Source organism: Streptomyces sp. NTH33, from assembly GCF_003236365.1.
Lineage (GTDB): Bacteria > Actinomycetota > Actinomycetes > Streptomycetales > Streptomycetaceae > Streptomyces.
Window position 1 is genome coordinate 1 of sequence record NZ_POTZ01000017.1, and the last position, 21,792, is coordinate 21,792.

At 68.0% G+C, this 21,792-nt stretch carries 18 protein-coding genes and 4 pseudogenes; 3 read left to right on the top strand and 19 right to left on the bottom strand.

Annotation, left to right across the window (positions count from 1 at the left end):
* The 9 genes and pseudogenes from C1I97_RS03120 to C1I97_RS03160 form a co-directional block, all read right to left on the bottom strand.
* A pseudogene (locus tag C1I97_RS03120) lies at positions 1–436 on the bottom strand (Fe-S oxidoreductase); the annotation flags it as partial.
* Positions 437–465: 29 nt separating this feature from the next.
* Positions 466–1,428 carry an electron transfer flavoprotein subunit alpha/FixB family protein gene (locus tag C1I97_RS03125; RefSeq protein ID WP_111001685.1) on the bottom strand — a complete coding sequence of 321 codons (963 nt, stop codon included), beginning with the start codon at positions 1,426–1,428 and terminating at the stop codon, positions 466–468.
* 59 nt (positions 1,429–1,487) lie between these two features.
* A complete protein-coding gene (locus tag C1I97_RS03130; protein WP_111001686.1) occupies positions 1,488–2,276 on the bottom strand; it encodes an electron transfer flavoprotein subunit beta/FixA family protein in 789 nt (262 codons plus the stop codon).
* Between the two features lie 426 nt (positions 2,277–2,702).
* Complete coding sequence (locus tag C1I97_RS03135; protein WP_111001687.1) at positions 2,703–4,019, bottom strand: MFS transporter; 1,317 nt, start codon at positions 4,017–4,019, stop codon at positions 2,703–2,705.
* Positions 4,020–4,583: 564 nt separating this feature from the next.
* The gene (locus C1I97_RS03140; protein ID WP_111001688.1) at positions 4,584–5,144 is read right to left on the bottom strand and encodes a nuclear transport factor 2 family protein; all 561 of its coding nucleotides are present in this window, start codon (positions 5,142–5,144) and stop codon (positions 4,584–4,586) included.
* On the bottom strand, positions 5,138–6,712 hold the full coding sequence (locus C1I97_RS03145) for an aldehyde dehydrogenase family protein (RefSeq protein WP_111001689.1): 1,575 nt from the start codon (positions 6,710–6,712) through the stop codon (positions 5,138–5,140). The genes C1I97_RS03140 and C1I97_RS03145 overlap by 7 nt, the downstream gene beginning before the upstream one ends.
* A gap of 151 nt (positions 6,713–6,863) precedes the next feature.
* The gene (locus C1I97_RS03150) at positions 6,864–7,940 is read right to left on the bottom strand and encodes an alcohol dehydrogenase catalytic domain-containing protein (RefSeq protein WP_111001690.1); all 1,077 of its coding nucleotides are present in this window, start codon (positions 7,938–7,940) and stop codon (positions 6,864–6,866) included.
* 377 nt (positions 7,941–8,317) lie between these two features.
* Positions 8,318–9,019 carry an LLM class flavin-dependent oxidoreductase gene (locus tag C1I97_RS39585; RefSeq protein ID WP_309147770.1) on the bottom strand — a complete coding sequence of 234 codons (702 nt, stop codon included), beginning with the start codon at positions 9,017–9,019 and terminating at the stop codon, positions 8,318–8,320.
* Positions 8,908–9,393, bottom strand: coding sequence for an LLM class flavin-dependent oxidoreductase (locus C1I97_RS03160; RefSeq protein WP_111001692.1), 486 nt, complete (start codon positions 9,391–9,393; stop codon positions 8,908–8,910). Before C1I97_RS03160 ends, C1I97_RS39585 begins: the two co-directional genes overlap by 112 nt.
* Positions 9,394–9,757: 364 nt before the next feature.
* On the opposite strand from C1I97_RS03160, the gene C1I97_RS03165 reads away from it, so the two are divergent.
* The 3 genes from C1I97_RS03165 to C1I97_RS03175 all read left to right on the top strand — a co-directional run bounded on the left by C1I97_RS03165 (position 9,758) and on the right by C1I97_RS03175 (position 12,967).
* Positions 9,758–10,987, top strand: coding sequence for an acyl-CoA dehydrogenase family protein (locus C1I97_RS03165; RefSeq protein ID WP_111001693.1), 1,230 nt, complete (start codon positions 9,758–9,760; stop codon positions 10,985–10,987).
* A 101-nt stretch (positions 10,988–11,088) separates the two neighbouring features.
* The gene (locus tag C1I97_RS03170) at positions 11,089–11,730 is read left to right on the top strand and encodes a TetR/AcrR family transcriptional regulator (RefSeq protein ID WP_111001694.1); all 642 of its coding nucleotides are present in this window, start codon (positions 11,089–11,091) and stop codon (positions 11,728–11,730) included.
* A gap of 124 nt (positions 11,731–11,854) precedes the next feature.
* Positions 11,855–12,967, top strand: a complete 1,113-nt coding sequence (locus C1I97_RS03175; RefSeq protein ID WP_111001695.1) for a CaiB/BaiF CoA transferase family protein — start codon at positions 11,855–11,857, stop codon at positions 12,965–12,967.
* A gap of 362 nt (positions 12,968–13,329) precedes the next feature.
* Here C1I97_RS03175 and C1I97_RS03180 read toward each other — a convergent pair.
* The 10 genes and pseudogenes from C1I97_RS03180 to C1I97_RS03220 form a co-directional block, all read right to left on the bottom strand.
* Positions 13,330–13,611 (bottom strand): annotated as a pseudogene (locus C1I97_RS03180) (zinc ribbon domain-containing protein); the annotation flags it as partial.
* A 61-nt stretch (positions 13,612–13,672) separates the two neighbouring features.
* A pseudogene (locus C1I97_RS42635) lies at positions 13,673–14,092 on the bottom strand (FAD-dependent oxidoreductase); the annotation flags it as partial.
* A gap of 3 nt (positions 14,093–14,095) precedes the next feature.
* A pseudogene (locus C1I97_RS03185) lies at positions 14,096–14,590 on the bottom strand (MaoC family dehydratase); the annotation flags it as partial.
* Positions 14,591–14,595: 5 nt separating this feature from the next.
* Positions 14,596–15,561: an HpcH/HpaI aldolase/citrate lyase family protein gene (locus C1I97_RS03190; RefSeq protein ID WP_111001696.1), complete on the bottom strand. Its 966-nt coding sequence runs from the start codon at positions 15,559–15,561 to the stop codon at positions 14,596–14,598.
* Positions 15,562–15,724: 163 nt separating this feature from the next.
* Positions 15,725–16,813: an acyl-CoA dehydrogenase family protein gene (locus tag C1I97_RS03195; RefSeq protein ID WP_111001697.1), complete on the bottom strand. Its 1,089-nt coding sequence runs from the start codon at positions 16,811–16,813 to the stop codon at positions 15,725–15,727.
* Positions 16,810–17,961 (bottom strand): acyl-CoA dehydrogenase family protein, encoded by a 1,152-nt coding sequence (locus C1I97_RS03200; RefSeq protein ID WP_111001698.1) that lies wholly within the window; start codon positions 17,959–17,961, stop codon positions 16,810–16,812. The genes C1I97_RS03195 and C1I97_RS03200 overlap by 4 nt, the downstream gene beginning before the upstream one ends.
* Before the next feature lie 31 nt (positions 17,962–17,992).
* Entirely contained in the window at positions 17,993–18,784 is a 792-nt protein-coding gene (locus C1I97_RS03205) for an enoyl-CoA hydratase/isomerase family protein (RefSeq protein ID WP_111001699.1), read from the bottom strand.
* Positions 18,785–18,799: 15 nt separating this feature from the next.
* Complete coding sequence (locus C1I97_RS03210) at positions 18,800–19,582, bottom strand: enoyl-CoA hydratase/isomerase family protein (protein WP_111001700.1); 783 nt, start codon at positions 19,580–19,582, stop codon at positions 18,800–18,802.
* 7 nt (positions 19,583–19,589) lie between these two features.
* Entirely contained in the window at positions 19,590–20,354 is a 765-nt protein-coding gene (locus C1I97_RS03215; protein WP_111001701.1) for an SDR family NAD(P)-dependent oxidoreductase, read from the bottom strand.
* Between the two features lie 102 nt (positions 20,355–20,456).
* Positions 20,457–21,587 carry a thiolase family protein gene (locus C1I97_RS03220; protein WP_111001702.1) on the bottom strand — a complete coding sequence of 377 codons (1,131 nt, stop codon included), beginning with the start codon at positions 21,585–21,587 and terminating at the stop codon, positions 20,457–20,459.
* Between the last annotated feature and the right edge of the window lie 205 nt (positions 21,588–21,792).

Sequence of the window (21,792 nt, forward strand, 5' to 3'; positions counted from 1 at the left end):
AGCGGGACTTGCGGCCGGCCCTCGAGGGCAGGCTCAGCAGGCGGATCGCCATCAGCACGGCGATGCCGATCACCGTCATCACGCCGATGAACTCGATGTACATCTCGAACGGCAGGAAGCCGCCGAGCACCGGCAGTGTCCAGTCGGCCCGGAACAGCTGGCCGTAGGCCTGTGCGAGGGTCGGCGGCAGCGTCAGGAACCCGATCGCCACGAACCAGTGCGCCACCCCGATGACGCCCCAGCGGTTCATGCGGGTGTGGCCGAGAAACTCCTTCACCAGGGTCACGCTGCGCTGGTAGGGGTTGTCGGTCCGGGAGCCGGCGGGTACGGGCTGGCCCAGCCTGAAGTACCGGACGAACCGGCCGATGGCGCGGGCGAGCAGCGCGACGCCGACCACGGTCAGGACCAGCGACACGATGATCGCGGCGAGTTGCATGGGAAACGCCTTCTGTCTCGTGCGGAGGCTCAGCCCTTGCGGGCCTTGATCTCCTCGGTGAGCTGCGGGACGACCTCGAACAGGTCGCCGACCACGCCGTAGTCGACGAGGTCGAAGATCGGCGCCTCCGGGTCCTTGTTGACGGCCACGATGGTCTTGGAGGTCTGCATGCCGGCCCGGTGCTGGATCGCGCCGGAGATGCCGGAGGCGAGGTACAGCTGCGGCGAGACGGACTTGCCGGTCTGGCCGACCTGGTTGGTGTGCGGGTACCAGCCGGCGTCGACGGCGGCCCGCGAGGCGCCCACGGCCGCGCCCAGGGAGTCGGCCAGCGCCTCGATGAGCGCGAAGTTCTCCGCGCCGCCCACGCCCCGGCCGCCGGAGACCACGATCGCGGCCTCGGTCAGCTCCGGACGCCCCGTCGACTCGCGCGGCGTGCGGCCGGTGATCCTCGTGCCGGTCGCCTGCCCGGAGAAGGACACGTTCAGCTGCTCGACGCTGCCGGCGGCCGCAGCCGGCTCCACGGCGGCGCTGTTGGGCTTGACCGTGATGACCGGGATGCCCCGGGTGACCCGGGAGGTGGTGCTGAACGAGGCGGCGAACACCGACTGGGTGGCCACCGGGCCCGCCTCGCCGGCCTCCAGGTCGACGGCGTCGGTGATCAGGCCGGAACCGAGGCGCAGCGCCAGCCGGGCGGCGATCTCCTTGCCCTCGGCGGAGGAGGAGACCAGCACGGCGGCCGGGGAGACGGCCGCGACCGCGGCCTGCAGGGCATCCACCTTCGGCACCACCAGGTACGCGGCGTACTCGGCGGCCTCGTGGGTCAAAACCCGGGCCGCGCCGTGCTCGGCCAGCACTCCGGCGGTGTTCTCGGCGCCGGCGCCGAGGGCGACGGCGACCGGCTCGCCCAGGCGGCGGGCCAGGGTGAGCAGCTCCAGGGTGGGCTTGCGGACGGCGCCGCCTGCGTGGTCGACGTAGACGAGGACTTCAGCCATGGGACTTCTTCTCTCCTGCGTGCGAAGAATTGCGGGGCGACAAAGCGGGCGCGGGCCCGTTAGATGAACTTCTGGCCCGCGAGGAACTCGGCGAGCTGCTTGCCGCCCTCGCCCTCGTCGGTGACGATCGTGCCCGCGGTGCGGGCCGGACGCTCCGCGGCCGCCTCGACCGCGGTCCAGGCGTTCTGAAGGCCGACCTCGTCCGCCTCGATGCCCAGGTCGGACAGGTCCCAGGAGACAACCGGCTTCTTCTTGGCCGCCATGATGCCCTTGAAGGACGGGTAGCGGGCCTCGCCCGACTGGTCGGTCACCGACACCACGGCCGGCAGGGAGGCCTCGAGCTGCTCGGAGGCGGCGTCGCCGTCGCGGCGGCCGGTGACGGTGCCGTCCTCGACCGAGACCTCGGACAGCAGCGTGACCTGCGGCACGCCGAGGCGCTCGGCCAGCAGGGCGGGCACCACGCCCATGGCGCCGTCGGTGGAGGCCATGCCGCAGAGCACCAGGTCGAACCCGGCCTTCTCGATCGCCTTGGCCAGCACCAGCGAGGTGCCGATCGCGTCGGTGCCGTGCAGGTCCTCGTCCTCCACGTGGATGGCCTTGTCCGCGCCCATGGACAGCGCCTTGCGCAGCGCGTCCTTGGCGTCCTCCGGGCCCACCGTCAGGACCGTGACCTCCACGTCGTCGTCGGCGTTCTCGGCGATCCGCAGCGCCTGCTCGATGGCGTACTCGTCCAGCTCGGAGAGCAGCCCGTCCACGTCGTCCCGGTCGACGGTCAGGTCCTCGGCGAAGTGCCGGTCGCCGGTGGCGTCGGGCACGTACTTCACAGTGACAACGATCCTCAGACTCACAACATCTCTCCTGTTTGTTCCGTCGTCTTTCTCATCCATCCAACGGGAGCCACCGCAGCCGCTGGGCTGGGGACGGGGTGCGGCAGGCAGACCCGCCCGGTCAACGCGTACTGGACCGGAACCCAAGCCGGCCCAGTACGCGCTGCGATGCGTCGGCGCCCCACTCACCGATCCCGTCCACTTCGGGACTTCTCAAAGCCCCTGCCCGCGCGATGACCACCTGGCGCACCCTGACCGTCGGCGCCCTGAAGCTGTCCGGCGCCACCAACGTCGTGGCAGGACGACCAGCACAACGCCCGCGACCCCCGACGGCCACTCGCACTCCACGGCCTCGGATGATCACAAACCGGACGTCATCCGACTGCACCGAAGCCCTGCACCAAGTGCCGATGCGCTGTTGCCGACAGCCTTCACGAGGCGCTCGACCTATGCCTCGCTCGTCGCCGTCGGTGCCCGGTCGGATGACTGCTCTGGCGGCTCAGACGCCGGGTCGGGATCGCGCGAACCGGTCATGCCGAAGACGAGGACGGAAAGCGCCGCAAGCACCAGTCCTCCCGCACCGACAACGCACGCCCACATGTAGCTGCCCGACGCATCGCGAATGGCCCCGAAGGCATAGGGAGAGGCCACGGCTGCCACCCCGCTGAGCGCCAGGGCGGTGGAATACAGTGTTCCGAAGTTGCGCGGCCCGTATTCCTTGGCCACGAAATAGGCGCCGATATCCGCCTCGGCGCCCTGACTGAGGGCTACCAGAATCACCGCGATCGCGATGATGAAGATCGGGACGGACCCGGTTGCAATCATCACCAAGGAGCCGAATGCCGCCGCCAGCAAGATCGAGACTGCTACCGCTATCTTCCGCCGAGGAAAGAAGTCAAGCAGAGTACCGCCAAGCAGTCGGCCGGCGATCGTCCCCACGCTGTACAACGTGGTCACTGTGGTGGCGACCGCCACGCTCAATCCGCTATCGAGCAAGATCGGTTGCAAGTGCGCAAGATATCCCGTTGTTGCAGTGGTGACCGCAAATATGCTGAACGAGAAGATCCAGTACCGGGGCGTGCGGAGCACCTGCTTCACACTGCGTGCGGCGTCGGGGCTCTCCGCCGACGAGCCGTGTACCTCGTTGGTGCGCAGACGATCCTGCATGCCGAAGACTACGGCCGGCAGGGAAATCAGCAGCACAAACCCGGCGAGGACCAGGTAGCCTGCCTGCCATCCGAAATTGTAGATCGCAAGCGTCACAATCGGCGTGGCGATCAGGGCCATCACCGCCGAGCCGCTCCCGACCAAACCGAATGCCTTACCCGCTCCTTTGTCGAACCACGAAACGACGGCCCGATTGAACGGAACCATGTACGCGAATGAGCCAATGATCCCACTGGCCAATGCCAGCCCGTAGAATGTCACCTTGTTGATCGGCAGCAGTGCGAACAAGGTGAGAATCACGCTGAACGGGACGAGTCCCGCAATGATCGTCTTCCGGGCACCCCACCGGTCTGCGAGCCGACCCGCGATCGGCCCGCAGGCGGAGAGCAGCAAAACAAGCACCGGCGACACGAGCACTTCGCTGGTACTCCAGCCGGTGGCCTCCATCGTCGGTCTGACGAATACGCTCGCAGTGATGATGAGGAGAACTGGCCCAGCCCCGTACCCGAAGAGGGCGAAGGCCGCCGTTCGACCGCCGTTTTTCCACTCCGCCACCTCGCGGCCCCCAGCCGGTTGTGGTTCGTTGGATAGAGACATGATTGCAACCAATCACTCGTAGAAAATTCGCGTCTGACGCTTAAATGGCGTCCACTTTCTCCAGGAATTCACGAAGGACGCATCCCCGCAACCCATAACAATTGGCGGAGTGAAATCGTCACAGCATCTCCCGTCGAGCCGTCTAAACCGAATCATCTCCTCTTCGGTCCTTCTGGCGACCGGAGCCGCTGGCCTTGTAGCACCACCGAACGGAGTCTCGATCCGGGAAAAACAACTCGTAGATGTAGATCTGCGCCTAGATTCCAGACATGCGGCAATCTGGTGGGTCAGGGAGAGAGTGAGGGTCCAGACTCCGGCGTTTAAGGCCGTAAGACGTGCGACGCCGCAAACCCATAGATCGCGAATTCGGAGAACTCCACGGCCGTGCTCAACACGCTGGACACGACGGTGCGGATACCCTGCTTGTGTGATGCGGTAGTTATGGCATCTCCCCGAACTGTCTCGGTTGGCCGGCCCCGTACGGCGGGCACGTCCGAGGATGTGGCGCCCGTGTCCGCTGACCCAAGGCGCCCGGGCCCCGACTGCCACCGTCAGGGGCGTCCCTCACCACTCGCGTTCATAGATGGAATCGTTCGGGTAGACGTCGCCCAGACGCGCTGTTTCTGGGATGCCGCCGAAGACGGCGCCGAGCTCTTCGGTGGTGGTGAACTGGGCGACATGATCGAAGATCACGACGCGGCGAAGTACTTTCCACTCACCGCCGCGTCGCTCGCAGAGATCGCGGTAGCGTCCGCCCATGATGTCGGTCGGCCCGCCATCTGGTCGGACCATCACATAGATGACAGCGCTCTCCCGCTTCGCGACGTTCCCGTTGAGCTCAATCAGCACGTTGGTGATGTAGTGGTGTGATCGATGCTTGGTGGTCTTCTGGTTTTCGTAGGCCCACTCGCAGAACTCGTGAGCCGATCCGACGAACATTCCATGGTTGTCCGTGGCCTCGGGCCAGAACGTGGACTTCATCAGCTCGAGGTCCTTGCGGTCCTGGCCACGGCAGTAAAGCGCCAGGTTCTCGTACAACTTCTGCTTGGCGATGAGCTCGGTGACGGCGACAGCATCGGCGTCCGGCACGGCCGGCTCCGGGCCGTGAGAGTGACTGGTCAACATGTGCTCCTTCCGGGAACCGCCCTCAGCCCAAGCCGCGGTGCTCTTCCGCTGGTTTCCATGACTACGCCTCTGCTTCCTTGCTCGCTCCTAGGGAAGCGGGATGTAGACGTCTTCTGGTAGACGTATTCCTCGATGCCTGCCCGGCCGCCCTCGCGACCGAAGCCCGATGCTTTGACCCCGCCGAACGGTGCCGTTGCCGCCATGGGCGGGAAGCTGTTCACCCCGATCCAGCCCGCGACCAAACCATCGGCGGCCCGATGTGCGCGCTTCAGGTTGTTGGTGTGGACGTAGGCGGCCAGCCCGTGCTCGGTGCTGTTTGCCATCCCGAGAGCCTGGGTCTCGTCCTTGAACGGCATCATCGCGAGAACCGGCCCGAAAACCTCCTGCTGGGCGATGCTGCTGGTGTTGTCGACGTCGGCGAGGACCGTCGGTCGGACGAAGCAGTTCCCACCCAGATCGGTATCAATTCGCTCGCCGTCGGTGACGACACGGGCTTCCTTCCGGGCCGCGTCAACCATCGACAAGATCCGGTCAGCAGCGTCTTCACTGATCACCGGGCCCATCAGGGCGTTCGGATCCAGCGGGTCGCCGATGGTCGCGCTCGTGGTGACGGCCGCAACCCGCTCGATCACCTCGTCGTACACCGACTCCTGCACCATCAGGCGGGTCGGGAACAGGCAACCCTGGCCCGAGAGCATCACTGCGCTCATCATTGCCGCCATCTGCGCCGCCGCATCCAGGTCGGCATCCTCGAAGATGAGATTGGCGGACTTGCCACCGAGTTCGAGCACCACAGGGGTCAGCGACTCCGATGCGACCGCCATGACGCTGCGCGCGACGGCACCGCCGCCCGTGAACGCGACCTTTGCGACGTCGGGGTGGCGGATGATGGCCTGGCCGGTCTCTTTATCACCTGACAGAACGCTGAGCACGCCGTCAGGCAGTCCAGCCTCGCGACAGATCTCAGCCAGTCGCATGACTCCGAACGGGCTGAGCTCGGGCGACTTGAGGACCACGCAGTTGCCAGCCGCGAACGCCGGCGCCAGCTTCATCGCGGCGTTGGGGATGGGCCCGTTGAACGGGACAAAGACATCGACGACGCCGTAGGGCTCGTACTTCACGTAGTCGAGGGCACTGCCGGGGTAGGTGCTGATGAGCACACCCTCGAACTTGTCGACCCAGCCGGCGTAGTACTCAAAATGGTCGATCGCCATCGCCATGCCACCGACGGCGAGCGGCACCCCCGTCTCCAGTGCGACGATCTTGTTGAGCTCATCCTCGTGGGCTTCGATCGCCCGGGCGATGTTCCACAGGATCCGGCGACGCTCGTCCGCCGCCATCCGCCGCCATGCGGGCCACGCCTTGCGGGCCGCCTGCACCGCCTGGTCGACCTCCCGTTCGCCGGCGATGGGGAACGACGCGAGCAGTTGCCCTGTCGTGGGGTCGATCCGGTCGAGAGTGCCGCGATCGGTGCTGGTGACCGCCGAGCCGGCGATGTGGAGGGACGGCTCGGGTAGCACTTCTGCGGCTACCGCCCGGTGGAGTTCGAGCGCGTTCGTGACATTCACGGCTGTTCCTTGCGGTCGGTAGGTGGTCGGGGTCGGCAGAGCCGCGCACCAGGACGGGACGGGCAGCGAGCGGAATACCCCGGACAAGGAGGGAGTCGAGCTGTACGGTGAACGGGTGACCGGTGCGGTCAGGATCGAGCTGGGAGGACGATCACGCTGCGGGCGAGGCCGCCGCCCTCCAACGCTTCGTAGGCATCGTTGACCTCGTCGAGGACGATGGACCGGGGCACCAGGTCGTCAAGGCTGAGGTGACCCTCTGAGGTAGAGGTCCACGTACAGAGGGATGTCGTGGTAGAAGTCCGATGAACCGAGCCACGCCCCCTGCTGGTACGGCAGGAGCAGGCTCTCGGCGGGAGAAGTGCGGAGGGTCAGCTCGGCGCCCGGTGACATGCTGCCGATGAGGTACACGGTGCCGTCGTGACCGAGGACCCTGAGAGCCGACTCGGCCACGGCCGGGACCCACCGTCACGAAGGCGTGGTGGACGCCGTCGGACTCGGTCAGTTCGCCGATGGCCTCGACCACGTTGACCTGGCTGGAGTCGATGATGTCGGTCGCGCCGAATTTCCTGGCCAGCTCCAGCTTGTCGGGCTGGATGTCGGCGCCGATGATGCGCGTCGCGCCGGCCGGCACTGCTGTTTGGATCGCGTTCAGGTCGACGCGGCCGCAGCCGAACACAGCCACCGATTGACCGGGCTCCACCTTCGCGACGTTGAACACGGCACCGCCACCGGTCGCGACGGCGCAGCCGATGAGTGATGCCTGCTCGAACGGCATTGCGGGGTCGATGGCGACCAGCCGGTTCGCGTGGATCAACGCCTGCTCGGCGAAGCCGCCCAGGCCCTGGAGCTGTCCGATCGAGCCGCTCTCGTCGTGCAGGCGGGGTACAGCGCTCGGGTCGCGGTTGAGCGTGTCCGGGTTCGGGCAGGCCCAGAGGCTGCCCTTCGGGCGCGCTCGGCGCTGGCCGCACGGCTGCACGGCTGCTGCCACGACGTGGTCACCGACGCTGACTCGGGAGACGGCCGATCCGACGGCGGCGACCCCGGCAATCTCGTGCCCCAGGACGATCGGCATGCCAACGCCCATCCCCATCTTGGCGACGGTGGTGTCGCTGTGACACAGACCGGGCGCCCGAACATCCACGAGCACCTCCTGTTCCATCGGCTCGTCGATGGTCACGTTCGAGATCTCGAACTTCTCGCCGCCCTCCCTGATGACTGCAGCTCGCATGAGTTTTCCTTCCTGGTATCGGCCTGTGGACACCTGCCCGCCCGTCCCGAGCGACTGGGATGAGCCCTCGATGCGAGGTGCATCACAAGTGAGGCGCGTGACGGGAATCGTTGTCGGCCGTTCATAGTTTGTCAACCACCTAATTTCTTAAATTTTTTCGATCAGACGTGCCGCCAAGCGTGTGGTCCACCCTCGCGGTAGTTGATGCCTTGTCGATCTGCGGGAGCGGGGGAGGGCGGTAGCCGTCGGTGTGGGGTGCAGGCCGGCGACGCGGCTCCGCCGCTGGGTCGGAAAGCAGCGAGCCCGGTCTGCGTCGCCGAACGTCCCCGGGCGGCGGGCCAGGCGGATCCTGGTGGGTCAACGGACGCGGACTGCGCTCAGCGAGCGCGGACTCGCGGCAGCACCTCGTTGACCAAGAGGTCGTACGAGTGAGCCATTTCAGGAGTTCTTGTGTGCGGCATCCACAAGGTCATCCGCTCGAGGCCCAGGTCCACGAATTCCTTGATTCGGTCGACGCAGGTATCGACGCTTCCCACGATCCCGAACTGATCGACGAACTCGTCGCTCAGTACCTGCGTCTGCGCCGCCGCGTCGCCGTGCTTGTTCATGTCGTAGACCTCGGCGAGCTTGAGCATCGTCTCTGCCTGGTCACTCGTGGCCGGGCCGATGACCTTCTTGTTCATGACCGAGAATCGCGCCATCGTGGCGATCGTCGGCCTCGCGAGGTCACGAGCGACCCGGATGTCCTCCTGCGGCATCGCCACGACGACACATCCCACGCCGACCTCCCGGCCGGCCTCCTGGGCAGCCGTGCGGGCGAGGTCGACGCCCCAGGCGACGCGGTTGATCTCGGCCGCGAGCCCCAGGATGACCGTCTCCGCGGTGCGGGCCGACGACGCGATCGCCTTCGGTCCCGTCGCGAACGACTCGACCGGGACCTTGGGCAGGTCGTAGTCCGCCAGCCACCTCAGGCTGCTGCCGGCCGGCCCCGCACCGATGGCCAGGTCGTGACCCCCGCCTTGGCGTTCACGACCATGGCACTGGCGTCCTCCATGTCGACCATCTCGCCACGGAGACAGGTCTGCAGGACCTCGAGGTAGTGCTCGAACGCCGAGATCGGCATGGATGACGCGCCGACGTAGGCCAGCGCGGAGTCCCCTCGTCCGACCCCGAGGACGGCGCGGCCGTCCGAGATCATCTGCAGCGACGCGGCAGCGGCCGCCGTGACTGACGGATGCCGGGTGATGGGGTTCGTGACTTCAGTGGCCAGCTTCATTCGGCTCGTCGCCTGGGCACACACGGCGAGACAGGCCCAGACCTCGGGGAACATGCATGGGGAGTCGACCATCACCGCACCGTCCCAGCCGTCGGCTTCGAGCTTCGCCGCCTCGGCGAATGCCTGGCGGGGATCCTTGGAGGTGAGGTTGGTCCAGAACTCGGTGTATTTCTTCATGCAGGTCGCCCTTCTCCCAGGATCCGTGGTGATTGCCGGTGCCGCGGATTCCCGACCGGGCGCCGCACGTCGGGAGGGGTGACGCGGGGCCACGGGCCGCGCGTCGGCCAGGACCGAGCCCCAGGCCGCTTCATTGCCGAGTTCAGCTCACCACTGCTGTCGCTTCGTCGGGCCAACGCCATTGCCAACGCCACACGTCGTGGCGGCCCAGGAAAGCCGACAGGTGGAAAGTTTGTCAACCAGCAACCCTGCTTCCCTGCGGGCGTCGGCAGAGACTGCGGCGATCGTCGAAGGAGCGAGCGAGGGGGCTTGCTGTCGTTAGAGACAACAGCTAGAGTCGGCCAAAATTGCTAGTCGACAAACTATGAATGTGGGGTCGCTCGTGAAACACCCGCTGGTCGATCCGCGGCCCAGGATTCCGCTCGCCTACCGCACCGAGGAGCGCGAGTCCATCCAGGAGATGGCCCGTGACTTCGCCATGCGCGAGGTGCTCCCGGTCGCGAACGAGCTCGATCCGGAGCGCGGGCTGATCCCCGCCTCGCTGCGTGCCAAGATGGCGGATCTTGGCTTCTTCGGGATCCTGATCCCGGAAGAGCACGGTGGCCTGGGCCTCGGTGTCTTCGAGTACGCGCTCATCACCGAGGAGCTTGCCCGGGCCTGGATGAGCGTCGCCAGCATCATTACGCGCTCTGGCATCGCCGCCGCTCTGGACCCCACCCAGCGAGCTGCGATCCTTCCTCGGGCCGCGCGTGGCGAGTGGCTGGGGGCATTCGCGATGAGTGAGCCCGGCGCGGGTTCAGACATCGCATCCATCCGCACCCGGGCCGACAAGGTCGAAGGCGGTTGGGTGATCAACGGGCAGAAGATGTGGTGCACGTTCGCCGACCAGGCCGACGGGATCCTCGTGGTCGCTCGGACAACGCCGTACGACCCCGCGCGCCGGCGCGAGGGGATTCGCCGGTTCATCGTTTACAAGAACCCCGGCGAGTTCCCGGCGGGTTGCACGGGGACACCCGTCCGCAAGATCGGCTACCACGGATGGCACACCTTCGAGCTGTCCTTCGACAACTGCTTCGTGCCGGACGACGGCCTGCTCGGCTACGAGCAGGACGCCAACGGCCCCGACGGAGGCTTCAAGCGCGTCGCCGACGGCATGCTGACGCCCCGCATCCACACAGCGGCACGTTCGATCGGCCTGGCGCGTGGCGCGCTGGAGGATTCAATCAGATACGTCCAGGAGAGGGAGCAGTTCGGTCACGCCATCGGTGACTTCCAGGCAACTCGCTTCAAGATCGCGACCATGGCCTCCGAGATCGAGCTGTGTCGCGCGCTGATGTACGAGGTGGCCACCGACGTCGACGCCGGCGAAGCGTCCGACATGCGAGCCGCGATGCTGAAGTACACGGCGGCGGAGATGTCCGAGCGCGTGACGTCGGAGGCACTGCAGCTGCACGGGGGCGCCGGATACACCACCGACTTCCCAATTGAGCGCTACTGGCGCGACGCCCGCCTCACCAAGATCTTCGAAGGCACCTCCGAGATCATGCAGCGACTGATCTCCGACCGGCTCCTGCCCCCCACTCCCTTCCGATGAGCACAGGATGCCGACGAAACGCCGTTACCCGAGCCGACCGAAGCGGTCTTGATGTCCAAAAAGCTGTCCTTTTTTGTTGGTCAACGAACTAGCATTGTGGCATGGAAACCGATCAGGCACTGAACGGTCATCAGGTCCGTTCCGAACGTTCTACCCGTCTCCTCCTCCGCGCTGCTGGCGACCTTGTGGCCGAGGGCGGGTATCAGTCGATGACCCTGGCCACGGTTGGCCAACGCGCCGGGTACAGCCGCAGTCTCGCGACTGCCCGGTTCGGCTCCAAGGGCAAGTTGCTCGAGGCACTCGTCGAGGAGATCGTCGTCCGCTGGGACGTGGAGAAGGTAGAGCCAGAGCTGCACGGGCTGACGGGTCTCGACGCGCTGCGCGTGCTGTTGACCGAGATCAAGGACGCGTACGAGAAAAGCCCCCGGTCTCTGGCCGTTCTCTACGCACTGATCTTCGAAGCCGTCGGCCCCGTTCCCGAGCTGCGGGAGCGATTCGTCGCCTTCCACGAGAAGCAGCGGTCCCGCATCGCCAACTACATCAGAAACGGCGTGAAGGACGGTTCCATCGTCCACGGCGTCGACCCCGAGCAGCAGGCAGCGGTCATCGTCGCGCAGCTGCGGGGGGTGGGGTACCTCTGGAAGCTGGACCCGGACAGTATCGACTCCGGCGCCGTGCTCACCGCGTTCATCGATCAGGTGCTCCGCAACCTGGCGGGCACGCCAGCAGCCACCCAAGGGTGACTTCGCCGAGGACCGCCTCCACACCTGGGGCCCCAGGCTCGCCTGAGGCTCCAGGCTCGGAAGATCAGACCGCACACCATTCAACCCGCGAGATTTATCGCCTCCGGGCGGATCGAGGTACGTCATGACAGGACCGCTGACCGGTCTCCGCGTCGTCGAGCTGGCCAGCATCGGGCCCGGCCCGCACGCCGCCATGATCCTTGCCGATCTCGGCGCCGACGTGGTCCGTGTCGAGCGTCCAGACAGGCCCTTCGGCTTGGGCGCGCAGGGTCGCAACGAACAGCTGCGTGGACGACGCACGGTAGCCGCCGATCTGAAGTCGCCCGCTGATCGGGCAACCGTCCTGGAACTGGTGGCCCGCGCGGACGTGCTCATCGAGGGATACCGCCCCGGCGTTGCCGAGCGACTCGGGCTCGGACCCGAGGACTGCTACGAGGTGAACCCCCGCCTCGTGTACGGCCGGATGACCGGATGGGGACAGGACGGGCCGCTGGCGAGCCGGGCGGGACACGACATCAACTACCTCGCGATCGCGGGCATCCTCAACGCGGTCGGGCGCGCCGGCCAGCGCCCCGTGCCACCGTTGAACCTCATCGGTGATTACGGCGGTGGCTCGATGTTCTTCCTCACCGGAATCCTGGCGGCGCTGTGGGAGCGTGAGCGCTCCGGGGCCGGCCAGGTCATCGATGCCGCGATGATCGACGGCGCGAGCATGCTCGCGCACATGCTGTGGTCGATGTACGGCGGCGGGGCGTGGAACGACAGGCGTGGCGAGAACTTCCTCGACGGAGGCGCTCCCTTCTACGACACCTACGAGTGCGCCGACGGCGGCTACATGGCGGTCGGAGCCGTCGAGCCGCAGTTCTACCAGCGACTGCTGGAGGGAGTGGGGCTGGCCGGGGAGGACCTACCCGACCAGCACGACCGGTCCGGGTGGCTGACGCTCCGCGCCCGGTTGACCGAAGCGTTCCTGGCCAAGCCACGCCAGCACTGGACGGATGTCTTCTCTTCGATCGACGCGTGCGTCACGCCCGTGCTGTCCTTCGACGAAGCCAGCCAGCACGAGCACGTCGTCGCCCGGCGCGTCGTCACCAACCTAAACGGCATCGTCCAGCCCTCCCCCGCACCGCGGTTCTCCCGCACCGACCCCGGTACTCCCGGCGCGCCGCCGAGCCACGCCATCGACACCAAGATCATCGTCGCCGAGTGGAGCGAGCAGCAGGCGAGCCTGGACTGACTCGCCGATGGCGCCCGCTCTCCAAGGGCACTACGCCGGATCGGGTCCGATCTCGATCGGATCGAGCAGATCACGACCTCGTAGACGTCGCCCAGCATGGTCACGCCGGTCCAGGTGAGCCGCGGCGCCGGCACGAGCAGTCGCCGCTCCACGACCTCGCGCTCGGCGAACGCGGCGATCACCGGCCGCTTCCCCGTCCGGCCAGCACCGGGCGCCACCGAGACGGTGCCGCGTCCGCCGGCGGCCACATACACCCGCGGATCACGGAGCTCGACGGCCAGCACTCCGCCATGACCTCTGTAGGTGAGCGTCCCGCGGAACGCGTGGAAAGACGCAGCAGCATCGATTGCTTCCTCCCCCGCCTAGAGGTGGGGGATTCCAGCGGTCACCCGCTGGACTTCCTGCTTCACCGACGACCGCCCCGTCCGGGAGGACTCCCGCTGAGGTCTTACACCGTCTCCACAGGCAGACGCCGCCAGCCCGGCGGCCAGGATGTTGCGTGCCGCGTTCACGTCGCGGTTGTGCACGGTGCCGCAGTCGCACGTCCACTGGCGGACGTTCAGTGGCAGCTTCCCACTGACCGTTCCGCAGTTCCCGCACAGCTTGCTGCTGGGGAACCAGCAGTCGATCACGACGAGTTCGCGTGACGATGACCTTGGTGTCCGGCCCGACGTTGACGCGGAACCGCACGGTGTCCTTGAGGGTGCGCAGCTCGTGCACCCCTGGCAGTTTCATGCCCGGGAGGTCGATGCGCACCGGGTCGGTGCCGGTGGCCCGCACGAAGCGGGCGTAGGCGAACCGGTCGCCGTGCGAGGTGACCACCACGTGTGCCTCGGCGTCGATCGTCGTCACGTGCTGGCCGAGGAGCAGAGTGACCCCGGAGTCCTGCCAGAAGGTCGACGGTCGGAGCAGGAGCCCGGGCGCGGTGACGTCGCCGGCCAGGAACCCCTTGGTCAGAGGCGGTCTCTCGTAGGGCTCGCACCGCTCGGCCGACAGGAGCCCGGTGCTGCCTTCGAAGGACGAGGCGAGGATGGCCGCCACTTGGACGCCAGCGTGTCCCGCGCCGACGGCAAGGACGTCGAATTGGGTGCCGGGCCGGTGATCTGCCTGGGCTGAGCCGCTCATTGCGGGCCCTCGACGACCACCTCGGCGGTTGCCTTGGTCAGTTGATGTACGTCTCGTGGGGACCATCACCTTGCGGCGGAAGGTGCACACGAGCGTGCCGTCCTGCTTGTAGCCCCGGGTCTCGACGTGGACGATGCTGCGGTCGTCCTTCGACTGGGACGGCCACCTGTCGAGGACGGTCGTCTCGCCGTAGACCGTGGCGCCCACCTTCCACGGCGACACGGTCTACGGCGACTCGATCTCCAGGTTGGCGATCGCCTTGCCGGAGACGTCCGGCACCGACATGCCGAGCAGGAGGGAGTAGACGTAGTTCCCGACGACGACGTTCTTGCCGAAGTCCGTCGTCCTCTCCGCATAGTTGGCGTCCATGTGGAGCGGGTGGTGGTTCATCGTCAACAGGCAGAACAGGTGGTCGTCGTACTCGGTGACCGTCTTGCCGGGCCAGTGCTTGTACACCGTCCCGACCTCGAACTCCTCGTAGGTCCGTCCGAACTGCATGCCGCTCAGCCCTCCGGGATCTCGAACGTGCTGGTGCGCCGCATGCCGGCCGCGCGGCCCTTGCCCGCGATGACCAGCGCCATCTTCCGGCTGGCCTCGTCGATCATCTCGTCGCCGAGCATCGCCGAGCCCTTCTTGCCGCCCGCCTCGGAGGTGCAGTACTCGTACGCGTCCAGGATCAGCTCGGCGTGGTCGTAGTCCTCCTGGGAGGGCGAGAAGACCTCGTTGGCGGCGTCCACCTGGCCGGGGTGCAGCACCCACTTGCCGTCGAAGCCGAGCGCGGCGGCCCGGCCGGCCACCTCGCGGAAGCCGTCGACGTTGCGGATCTGCAGGTAGGGGCCGTCGATCGCCTGGAGGTCGTTGGCGCGGGCGGCCATCAGGATCTTCATCAGGATGTAGTGGTAGGCGTCCGCCGGGTAGCCGGGCGGCTGCTCGCCCACGACGAGGGACTTCATGTTGATCGACGCCATGAAGTCGGCCGGGCCGAAGATGATCGTCTCGATGCGCGGCGAGGCCTGCGCGATGGTGTTGACGTTGTTCAGGCCCTGCGCGTTCTCGATCTGCGCCTCGATGCCGATCCGGCCGACCTCGAAGCCCATGGTCTTCTCGATCTGGGTCAGCAGCAGGTCCAGGGCGACGACCTGCTGGGCGTCCTGCACCTTGGGCAGCATGATGCAGTCCAGGTTCGGGCCGGCGCCCTCGACGACCGTCACCACGTCCCGGTAGGTCCACTCGGTCGTCCAGTCGTTGACGCGGACCACCCGGGTCTTGCCCGTCCAGTCGCCCTCGTTGAGGAACTTGACGATGGTGTGCCGCGCCTCCGGCTTGGCCAGCGGCGCGCACGCGTCCTCCAGGTCGAGGAAGACCTGGTCGGCGGGGAGGCCCTGCGCCTTCTCCAGGAAGCGGGGGTTCGAGCCCGGTACGGCCAGGCAGGAGCGCCGGGGGCGAAGGGAGCGACGTGCAGTAGTCATAGCTGTGTCCTCTTACGTCAGAAGTGAAGTTTCACGGGATCGGCCGAGCCTGCTGGTGTCGCGGAGGTCGTCGACCAGCTCGAGGAGGTCCTCCTCGTCGTCGTAGTGGCCGACAGGGCCGGTCCGTGGCTGCGGTCGGCACCACAGTGATTCTCGGATCAGGTTATTTGCTTGCCGACCCGCAAATCTTTTCGGCCGCACCCCCGTCGGAGAGCAGCGGCCACAGGCCGTCGGGGCTGGCAGCTGCCGCCAGGGCTCCGAGTTCCACGGCCCACTCGCCCACGCTGCCGCACTCGTCGCGCCAGCTCCAGATCCTCGTGGTGCACCGTCGTAGGTCGTGCTCCTCGGTGAAGCCGATCGCGCCGTGGATCTGGTGGGCGATCCGGGCCACCGTTCCGGCCGCGTTCCCGGCGGAGACCTTGGCTGCGGCGACCGCGAGCTCCCAGGAGGTCCCCTCGTCGAGGGCCCGCGCGGCCGACTCGGCGGCCACCTTGCACAGCAGGACCTCCCCGGCCATCGCGGCGATCTGCTGCTGGACCGCCTGGAACTTGTCGAGCGGGCGTCCGAACTGGTGTCGCTCGGAGGCGTAGGCGAGCGACATCTCGAGAGCCCGGCGAGCTGCGCCGGCCATCAGCGCCAGGCGACTCACCGCGCCGCGCGCGGTGAACAGCCGTACCCCGACTGCAGATTCCTCGGGAAGGGTGTGGACCTGGTCCGCGGGGATCACGAGACGGTGGAAGACCACGTCGTCGCGCGGCTCGCCGGCCAGATTGGTCCCGGGCCGCAGGTCGAGCGTGTCGCGCCGGGTCGTCACGACGTGGCGCCCCACGAGCAGCACCAGGTGGTCGGCGTGGCGGGCCCACGGCACGCGGGCGAGCTCGCCGTCCAGCACCCACGCACCCGACTCCTCGATCAGACTGAGCCGGGGGCCGCCGACTGCGGCCGCCATCGGCCCGGCCGGGATCGGCGCGTCGCACTCGGCGAGCAGCCAGGCCGCTTGGAGCGCGGTCTCGGCGAGCGGCACCGTGGCGGAGTGCTCCCCGAGCACTTCCAGTACCGCGGCGGCGGTGAGCAGGTCGCCGCCCGGTCCGCCCCGCTCTTCGGGGACCGTCAGCAGCGCGATCCCGATCTGGTCGAGCGCGGACCACAGCGGGGCGTTCCACTCCGCAGCCTCCGCGGGGTCTGCCGATGACGGATGCCGGCCGCACGCGTCGGTCACGGCCTGCGTGAGTGCCTCGGTGATGTCGTTCATGAAGCTCCTACTGCCTTCGCCACGATCCCGCGCAGGATCTCGTTCGTGCCCCCACGCAGGGTGAACCCCGGACTGTGCAGGACAGCCTCGGCCAGCATCCGCGGGAGCCGGTGCAACGAACCGAGGTCGGGCTCGGCCCCTGCCATCATCCGGACCGCGTCGATCAGGCTGCCCTCGAACTGCGTGCCGAGGTCCTTGACGATCGCCGCGGCGGTGGCGGGGTCCTCACCCTGCTCGAGCCGCCCGGCTACCGAGAGCGACATCTGCCGCAGGGCCCACAGCCGCGCGACCAGCTCCCCCAACCGAGCCTGGTCGATGTCCACGCCGTTCTCGGCCATCGTCCTCAGCGCCACCACGAGCAGCGGGAAGGTGGACAGGATCCGCTCCGGGCCGCTGCGCTCCAGGGCGAGCTCGCTCGTGACCTGCTTCCACCCGGCGCCGGGCTCACCCAGTACGCGGGAGTCGGGCACGAAGGTGTCCTGGAACACCACCTCGTTGAAGTGGTGCTCGCCGGTCAGCAGCTTGATCGGTCGCACCTCGATGCTCGGGTCGGGAAGCTCGACGATCACCTGCGTCAGGCCGGCGTGTCTCGACTCGCCAAGCGCCTCCGTCCGGATCAGGGCGATCATGGCGTGGGCGTGATGCGCACCGCTGGTCCAGATCTTGGTGCCGTTGAGCTTCCAGCCACCGTCGACCCGGGTGCCGCGGGTGCGGACCGAGGCGAGGTCCGAGCCGGTGTCGGGCTCGCTCATCCCGATGGCGAAGTAACACTCGCCCCGGGCAATGCGCGGCAGGAAGGTCTGCCGCTGCTCCTCGGTTCCGAAGTTGATCAGCGCCTGTCCCGACTGGCGGTCGGCGATCCAGTGGGCGGCGACCGGCGCGCCGGCGGCGAGCAGCTCCTCGGTGACGACGAATCGCGCCAGCGCCCCCTCTGCCGAGCCGCCGTACTTCGTGGGAAAGGCCATGCCGATCCAGCCTCGCTCGGCGAGCCGACGGCTGAAGCCCGGGTCCCAGCCCGCGAGCCACTGGTCGCAGTGCGGGGTGATCCGGCCCGCCGCGATCTCGTCCTGCAGGAACGCTCGCACCCGGTGCCGAAGCTCCACCAGCCGCTCCGGCAGCGTCACGGGTGACAAGGTCAGGAACTCCATTGATGCCCTTCCATGATCGGGCCACGCCCCGTCATCGCACGGCCCAGCGGCCGGTGTAGTGAGGAGGGTCGGTCTTGTCCAGGAACGCACGGAACGCCGCGGGCGCGTCCTCGGTGGCGAAGTTGACGGCCTGGGCGGCGGCCTCGTTGCGGATCGCTGCGGGTAGGTCGATGCCGACGCCCTCGTTCAGCAGTGCCTTGGTCTGCTCGAGCGCGACCGGCGGCAACGCCGCCAGCCTCTGCGCGACGTCGGCGACGAAGTCGTCGAGCTGGTCCGCGGGCCGCATCCAGGTGACCATGCCCAGGCGGTGAGCCTCGGCCGCGTCGATGACCTCCGCGAGCAGCGCCAGCCGCTTCGCCTGCTGGAGACCGACGACACGCGGGAGCAGCCACGAGCCACCGAAGTCGATCGACAGCCCACGGCGGGTGAAGATCTCGGTGAACCGGGCCCGGCTGGAAGCGACGACGACATCGCAGGCCAGGGCCATGTTGCAGCCGGCTCCCGCCGCGACCCCGTCCACCTTGGCGATCACGGGCATCGGCAGCTCGAACAGTGCGAGCGCGACGTCCCCGATGCGGCGCAGCCGCGGAATGGGGTGCTCGTCGTGCGTGCTCTTGGCGACGTCCGCACCGGCGCAGAAGTCGCCCCCGGCGCCCTGGAGGACGACCACCCGGGTGTCGGCGTCGTTGCGGACGTGCTGGAGCATCTCGGTGAGCGTGCGCCACATCGACTCGTCGATGGCGTTCTTGCGCTCCGGGCGGTTCAACGTGATCGTCGTGATGCCGAGGGCCGAGGTGAGAAGCACCGGCTCCTGCGAGTTCATGAAGAGAACCTGCCTTCATCTGCCTTCGAACGACGGCGTTCGTCGCTCACGGAGGGCGGCGCGAGCTTCCTGGGAGTCCCTGGTTCCGTGCACGACGGCCAGGTGGGACGAGATGAGGTCGAGCGCGGTGCGCAGGTCGGCGTGGACCGACTGCTGCGCGGCCCGCTTGATCATCGCGACGTTGATCGGCGGCTGCTGAGCGAGCCGGCACGCGAAGGCCCGGTAGGCACCCATGAAGTCGGCGTCGGCGTGGACCTTGGTCGCCAGGCCGATCCGCAGGGCCTCGTCCGCGTCGATGAAGTCGCCGGTCCACAGCAGCTCCAGGGCCTTCGACATGCCGACCAGGCGGGGCAGGTAGTAGCACCCGCCGTCGCCCGGCACCAGGCCGACGCGGATGTAGCCCTCCGACATCCGGGCCGACTGCGCCAGCAGGCGGATGTCGCACATGAGGGCCATGTCCATGCCGGCGCCGACGGCGACGCCGTTGACGGCGGCGATGACGGGCTTGGACAGCTCGTCGACGGCGCGGGCGACCTCGTGCACGCCCTCGGTCAGCATCGACTTCAGCGCCAGCGGCTCGTCGCCGACGGCCTCGAGGACCGACAGGTCGATGCCGGAGCAGAAGGCGTCACCGGCGCCGGTGACCACGACGACCCGCACGTCTGGATCGGTGCGCGCCGAACGGAGCGCGGCCGCCCACGCCTCGATCATCTCCAGTGTGAACGCGTTCTTCGCGTGTGGACGGTTGAGCAGGATGGTGCCCACGCCATCGCGAACGGTGTACTCCAGGTCAGCCATCGGAGCCCTACCGAGGTGCCATGCGAAGAGCGCCGTCGAGGCGGATGGTCTCGCCGTTGAGGTAGGCGTTCTCCAGGATGTGACACGCGAGCTGGGCGTACTCGTCGGGCAGCCCGAGACGCCGCGGGTTCGGGACGCTGGCGGACAGGCTCTCCCGGACGTCCTCGCGGAGGCGGCCGAGCAGCGGCGTGTCCATGATGCCTGGCGCGATCGAGCACACGCGGATGCCCTTGCTGGCGAGGTCGCGGGCCGCGGTGAGGGTCATGCCCACGATGCCGGCCTTGGAGGCGGTGTAGGGGATCTGCCCGATCTGACCCTCGTACGCCGCCACGGACGCCGTCATGATGATGGCGCCGCGCTCGCCGCCGACCGCCTCGTGCTTGGCCATCCGGGCGGCTCCGAGCCGGAGCGCGTTGAAGCTGCCGACCAGGTTCAGCCTGATGACGAACTCGAAGTCCTCGAGGGATCCCGGGTTGCCGTCCTTGTCGAGCAGGCGGAGCCTGCGACCGCTCCCGGCGCAGTGCACGATCCCCTTGAGCGGCCCGAGGCGCTCGGCCGCGTCCAGGGCCGCCCCGAAGGACGCCTCGTCGCTCACGTCGCCTGGCGTGAACAGGGCGTTGTCACCCAGCTCCTTGGCCGTTGCCTCGCCGGCGGAGGTGGGGAGGTCGACCAGAGCCACCTTGGCGCCGGCGTTGATCAACCGCTGCGCCGTGGCCAGGCCGAGACCGGACGCTCCGCCCGTCACCGCGATGACGGATCCGTTCACCTGCATGCTGTTCTCCTGTCAGTGGGGCCCGGCGCCGCGGGCACCGGATCTGCGATCCCCCACGGGATGGGGGTGAGGCCGCCCAGGTGGGCGGGCGGCGGAGCCGCGTCAGAGCAGCTCGAGGATGGTGGCGTTGGCCAGGCCACCGGCCTCGCACATCGTCTGGAGCCCGTAGCGGATCCCGTTGTCGCGCATGTGGTGCACCAGTCGGGTCATCAAGATGGCGCCCGACCCGCCGAGGGGATGACCGACGGCGATGGCGCCGCCGAGCGGGTTCAGGCGGTCTTCCTTCGCACCGGTCTCGGCCAGCCAGGCCAGGGGGACCGGGGCGAACGCCTCGTTGACCTCGAAGGCGCCGATCTCGTCGAGTGCGAGTCCCGACTTCTTCAGCGCCAGCTCGGTGGCCCGGATCGGAGCCGTCAGCATGATCACCGGGTCGTCGCCGGCCACAACGGCGGTGTGGATCCGGGCGATGGGTGTGAGGCCGTTGGCCTGGGCGATCTCCGAAGTGGTCAGCAGCAGCGCGCCCGCCCCGTCGGAGATCTGAGAGGCGTTGCCGGCGGAGATGACGCCGTCGCTCTTGAAGGGGGTCGCCAGCGTGGCGAGCTTCTCGAGCGAGCCGCCCCGCCGGATGCCCTCGTCGGCCGCCAAGCCGCCGAGCGGCACCAGCTGCGAGGCGAACGCACCGGCGTCGACCGCGGCGGCGGCCAGCTCATGGGAGCGAAGGGCGTACTCGTCGAGCGTGGTGCGGGACAGCCCCCACCGCTCGGCGATCATCTCGGCACCGATGCCCTGGTTGAATCCGTCCACGCCGTAGTGCTCGAGCACGGCGGTGGGCACGGTCTGGGCCCCCTGCGCGGCGCTGCCCATCGGCACGCGGGTCATCGACTCGACTCCGCCGGCGACGGCGAAGTCGTACTGCCCCGCGATCACACCCGCTGCCGCGAAGCTCACGGCCTGCTGGCTCGAGCCGCACGCCCGGTTCACCGACGTGGCGGGCACGCTCTCGGGCCAGCCGGCCGTCAGCACCGCGTTGCGGCCGATGTTGCTGGCCTGCTCGGAGACCTGGCTCACGCAGCCCCAGATCACGTCGTCGACGAGAGACGGCTCGAGGTCGTTGCGCTCGGCCAGGGCGCGCAGCACGGTCGCCGAGAGATCTGCGGGGTGGATGTCCGCCAGGGCGCCGTTCCGCTTGCCGATGGGTGTCCGTACGGCGTCGACGATCACCGCATCTCTCATGAGTTGCTCCCTACGCTAAATAGATTGTCGGTTGACCAACTAATTTTCTGCCTCGATGGGACCACATGTTGCGAGTCGGCACAAGAGCTGCTTCCGAAATGACCCTGAAGGTCACCGGCCGGAGGATCGGCGTCGTGCGTCACCATGCGCGAGGTCGCTCGGCTGCCGCCTCCCCGGCTCCAAGCCGGTGGTCTTCCGGACGTGC

Bases quoted from the DNA above. Each gene is read 5' to 3' on its own strand.
- C1I97_RS03170 (WP_111001694.1), top strand. From the start codon at position 11,089: ATGGAAACCGATCAGGCACTGAACGGTCATCAGGTCCGTTCCGAACGT.
- C1I97_RS03160 (WP_111001692.1), bottom strand. From the start codon at position 9,393: ATGAAGAAATACACCGAGTTCTGGACCAACCTCACCTCCAAGGATCCC.
- C1I97_RS03220 (WP_111001702.1), bottom strand. From the start codon at position 21,587: ATGAGAGATGCGGTGATCGTCGACGCCGTACGGACACCCATCGGCAAG.
- C1I97_RS03175 (WP_111001695.1), top strand. From the start codon at position 11,855: ATGACAGGACCGCTGACCGGTCTCCGCGTCGTCGAGCTGGCCAGCATC.
- C1I97_RS03125 (WP_111001685.1), bottom strand. From the start codon at position 1,428: ATGGCTGAAGTCCTCGTCTACGTCGACCACGCAGGCGGCGCCGTCCGC.
- C1I97_RS03195 (WP_111001697.1), bottom strand. From the start codon at position 16,813: ATGAACGACATCACCGAGGCACTCACGCAGGCCGTGACCGACGCGTGC.
- C1I97_RS03140 (WP_111001688.1), bottom strand. From the start codon at position 5,144: ATGTTGACCAGTCACTCTCACGGCCCGGAGCCGGCCGTGCCGGACGCC.
- C1I97_RS03205 (WP_111001699.1), bottom strand. From the start codon at position 18,784: ATGAACTCGCAGGAGCCGGTGCTTCTCACCTCGGCCCTCGGCATCACG.
- C1I97_RS03135 (WP_111001687.1), bottom strand. From the start codon at position 4,019: ATGTCTCTATCCAACGAACCACAACCGGCTGGGGGCCGCGAGGTGGCG.
- C1I97_RS03215 (WP_111001701.1), bottom strand. From the start codon at position 20,354: ATGCAGGTGAACGGATCCGTCATCGCGGTGACGGGCGGAGCGTCCGGT.
- C1I97_RS03190 (WP_111001696.1), bottom strand. From the start codon at position 15,561: ATGACTACTGCACGTCGCTCCCTTCGCCCCCGGCGCTCCTGCCTGGCC.
- C1I97_RS03200 (WP_111001698.1), bottom strand. From the start codon at position 17,961: ATGGAGTTCCTGACCTTGTCACCCGTGACGCTGCCGGAGCGGCTGGTG.
- C1I97_RS03210 (WP_111001700.1), bottom strand. From the start codon at position 19,582: ATGGCTGACCTGGAGTACACCGTTCGCGATGGCGTGGGCACCATCCTG.
- C1I97_RS03165 (WP_111001693.1), top strand. From the start codon at position 9,758: ATGAATGTGGGGTCGCTCGTGAAACACCCGCTGGTCGATCCGCGGCCC.
- C1I97_RS03150 (WP_111001690.1), bottom strand. From the start codon at position 7,940: ATGCGAGCTGCAGTCATCAGGGAGGGCGGCGAGAAGTTCGAGATCTCG.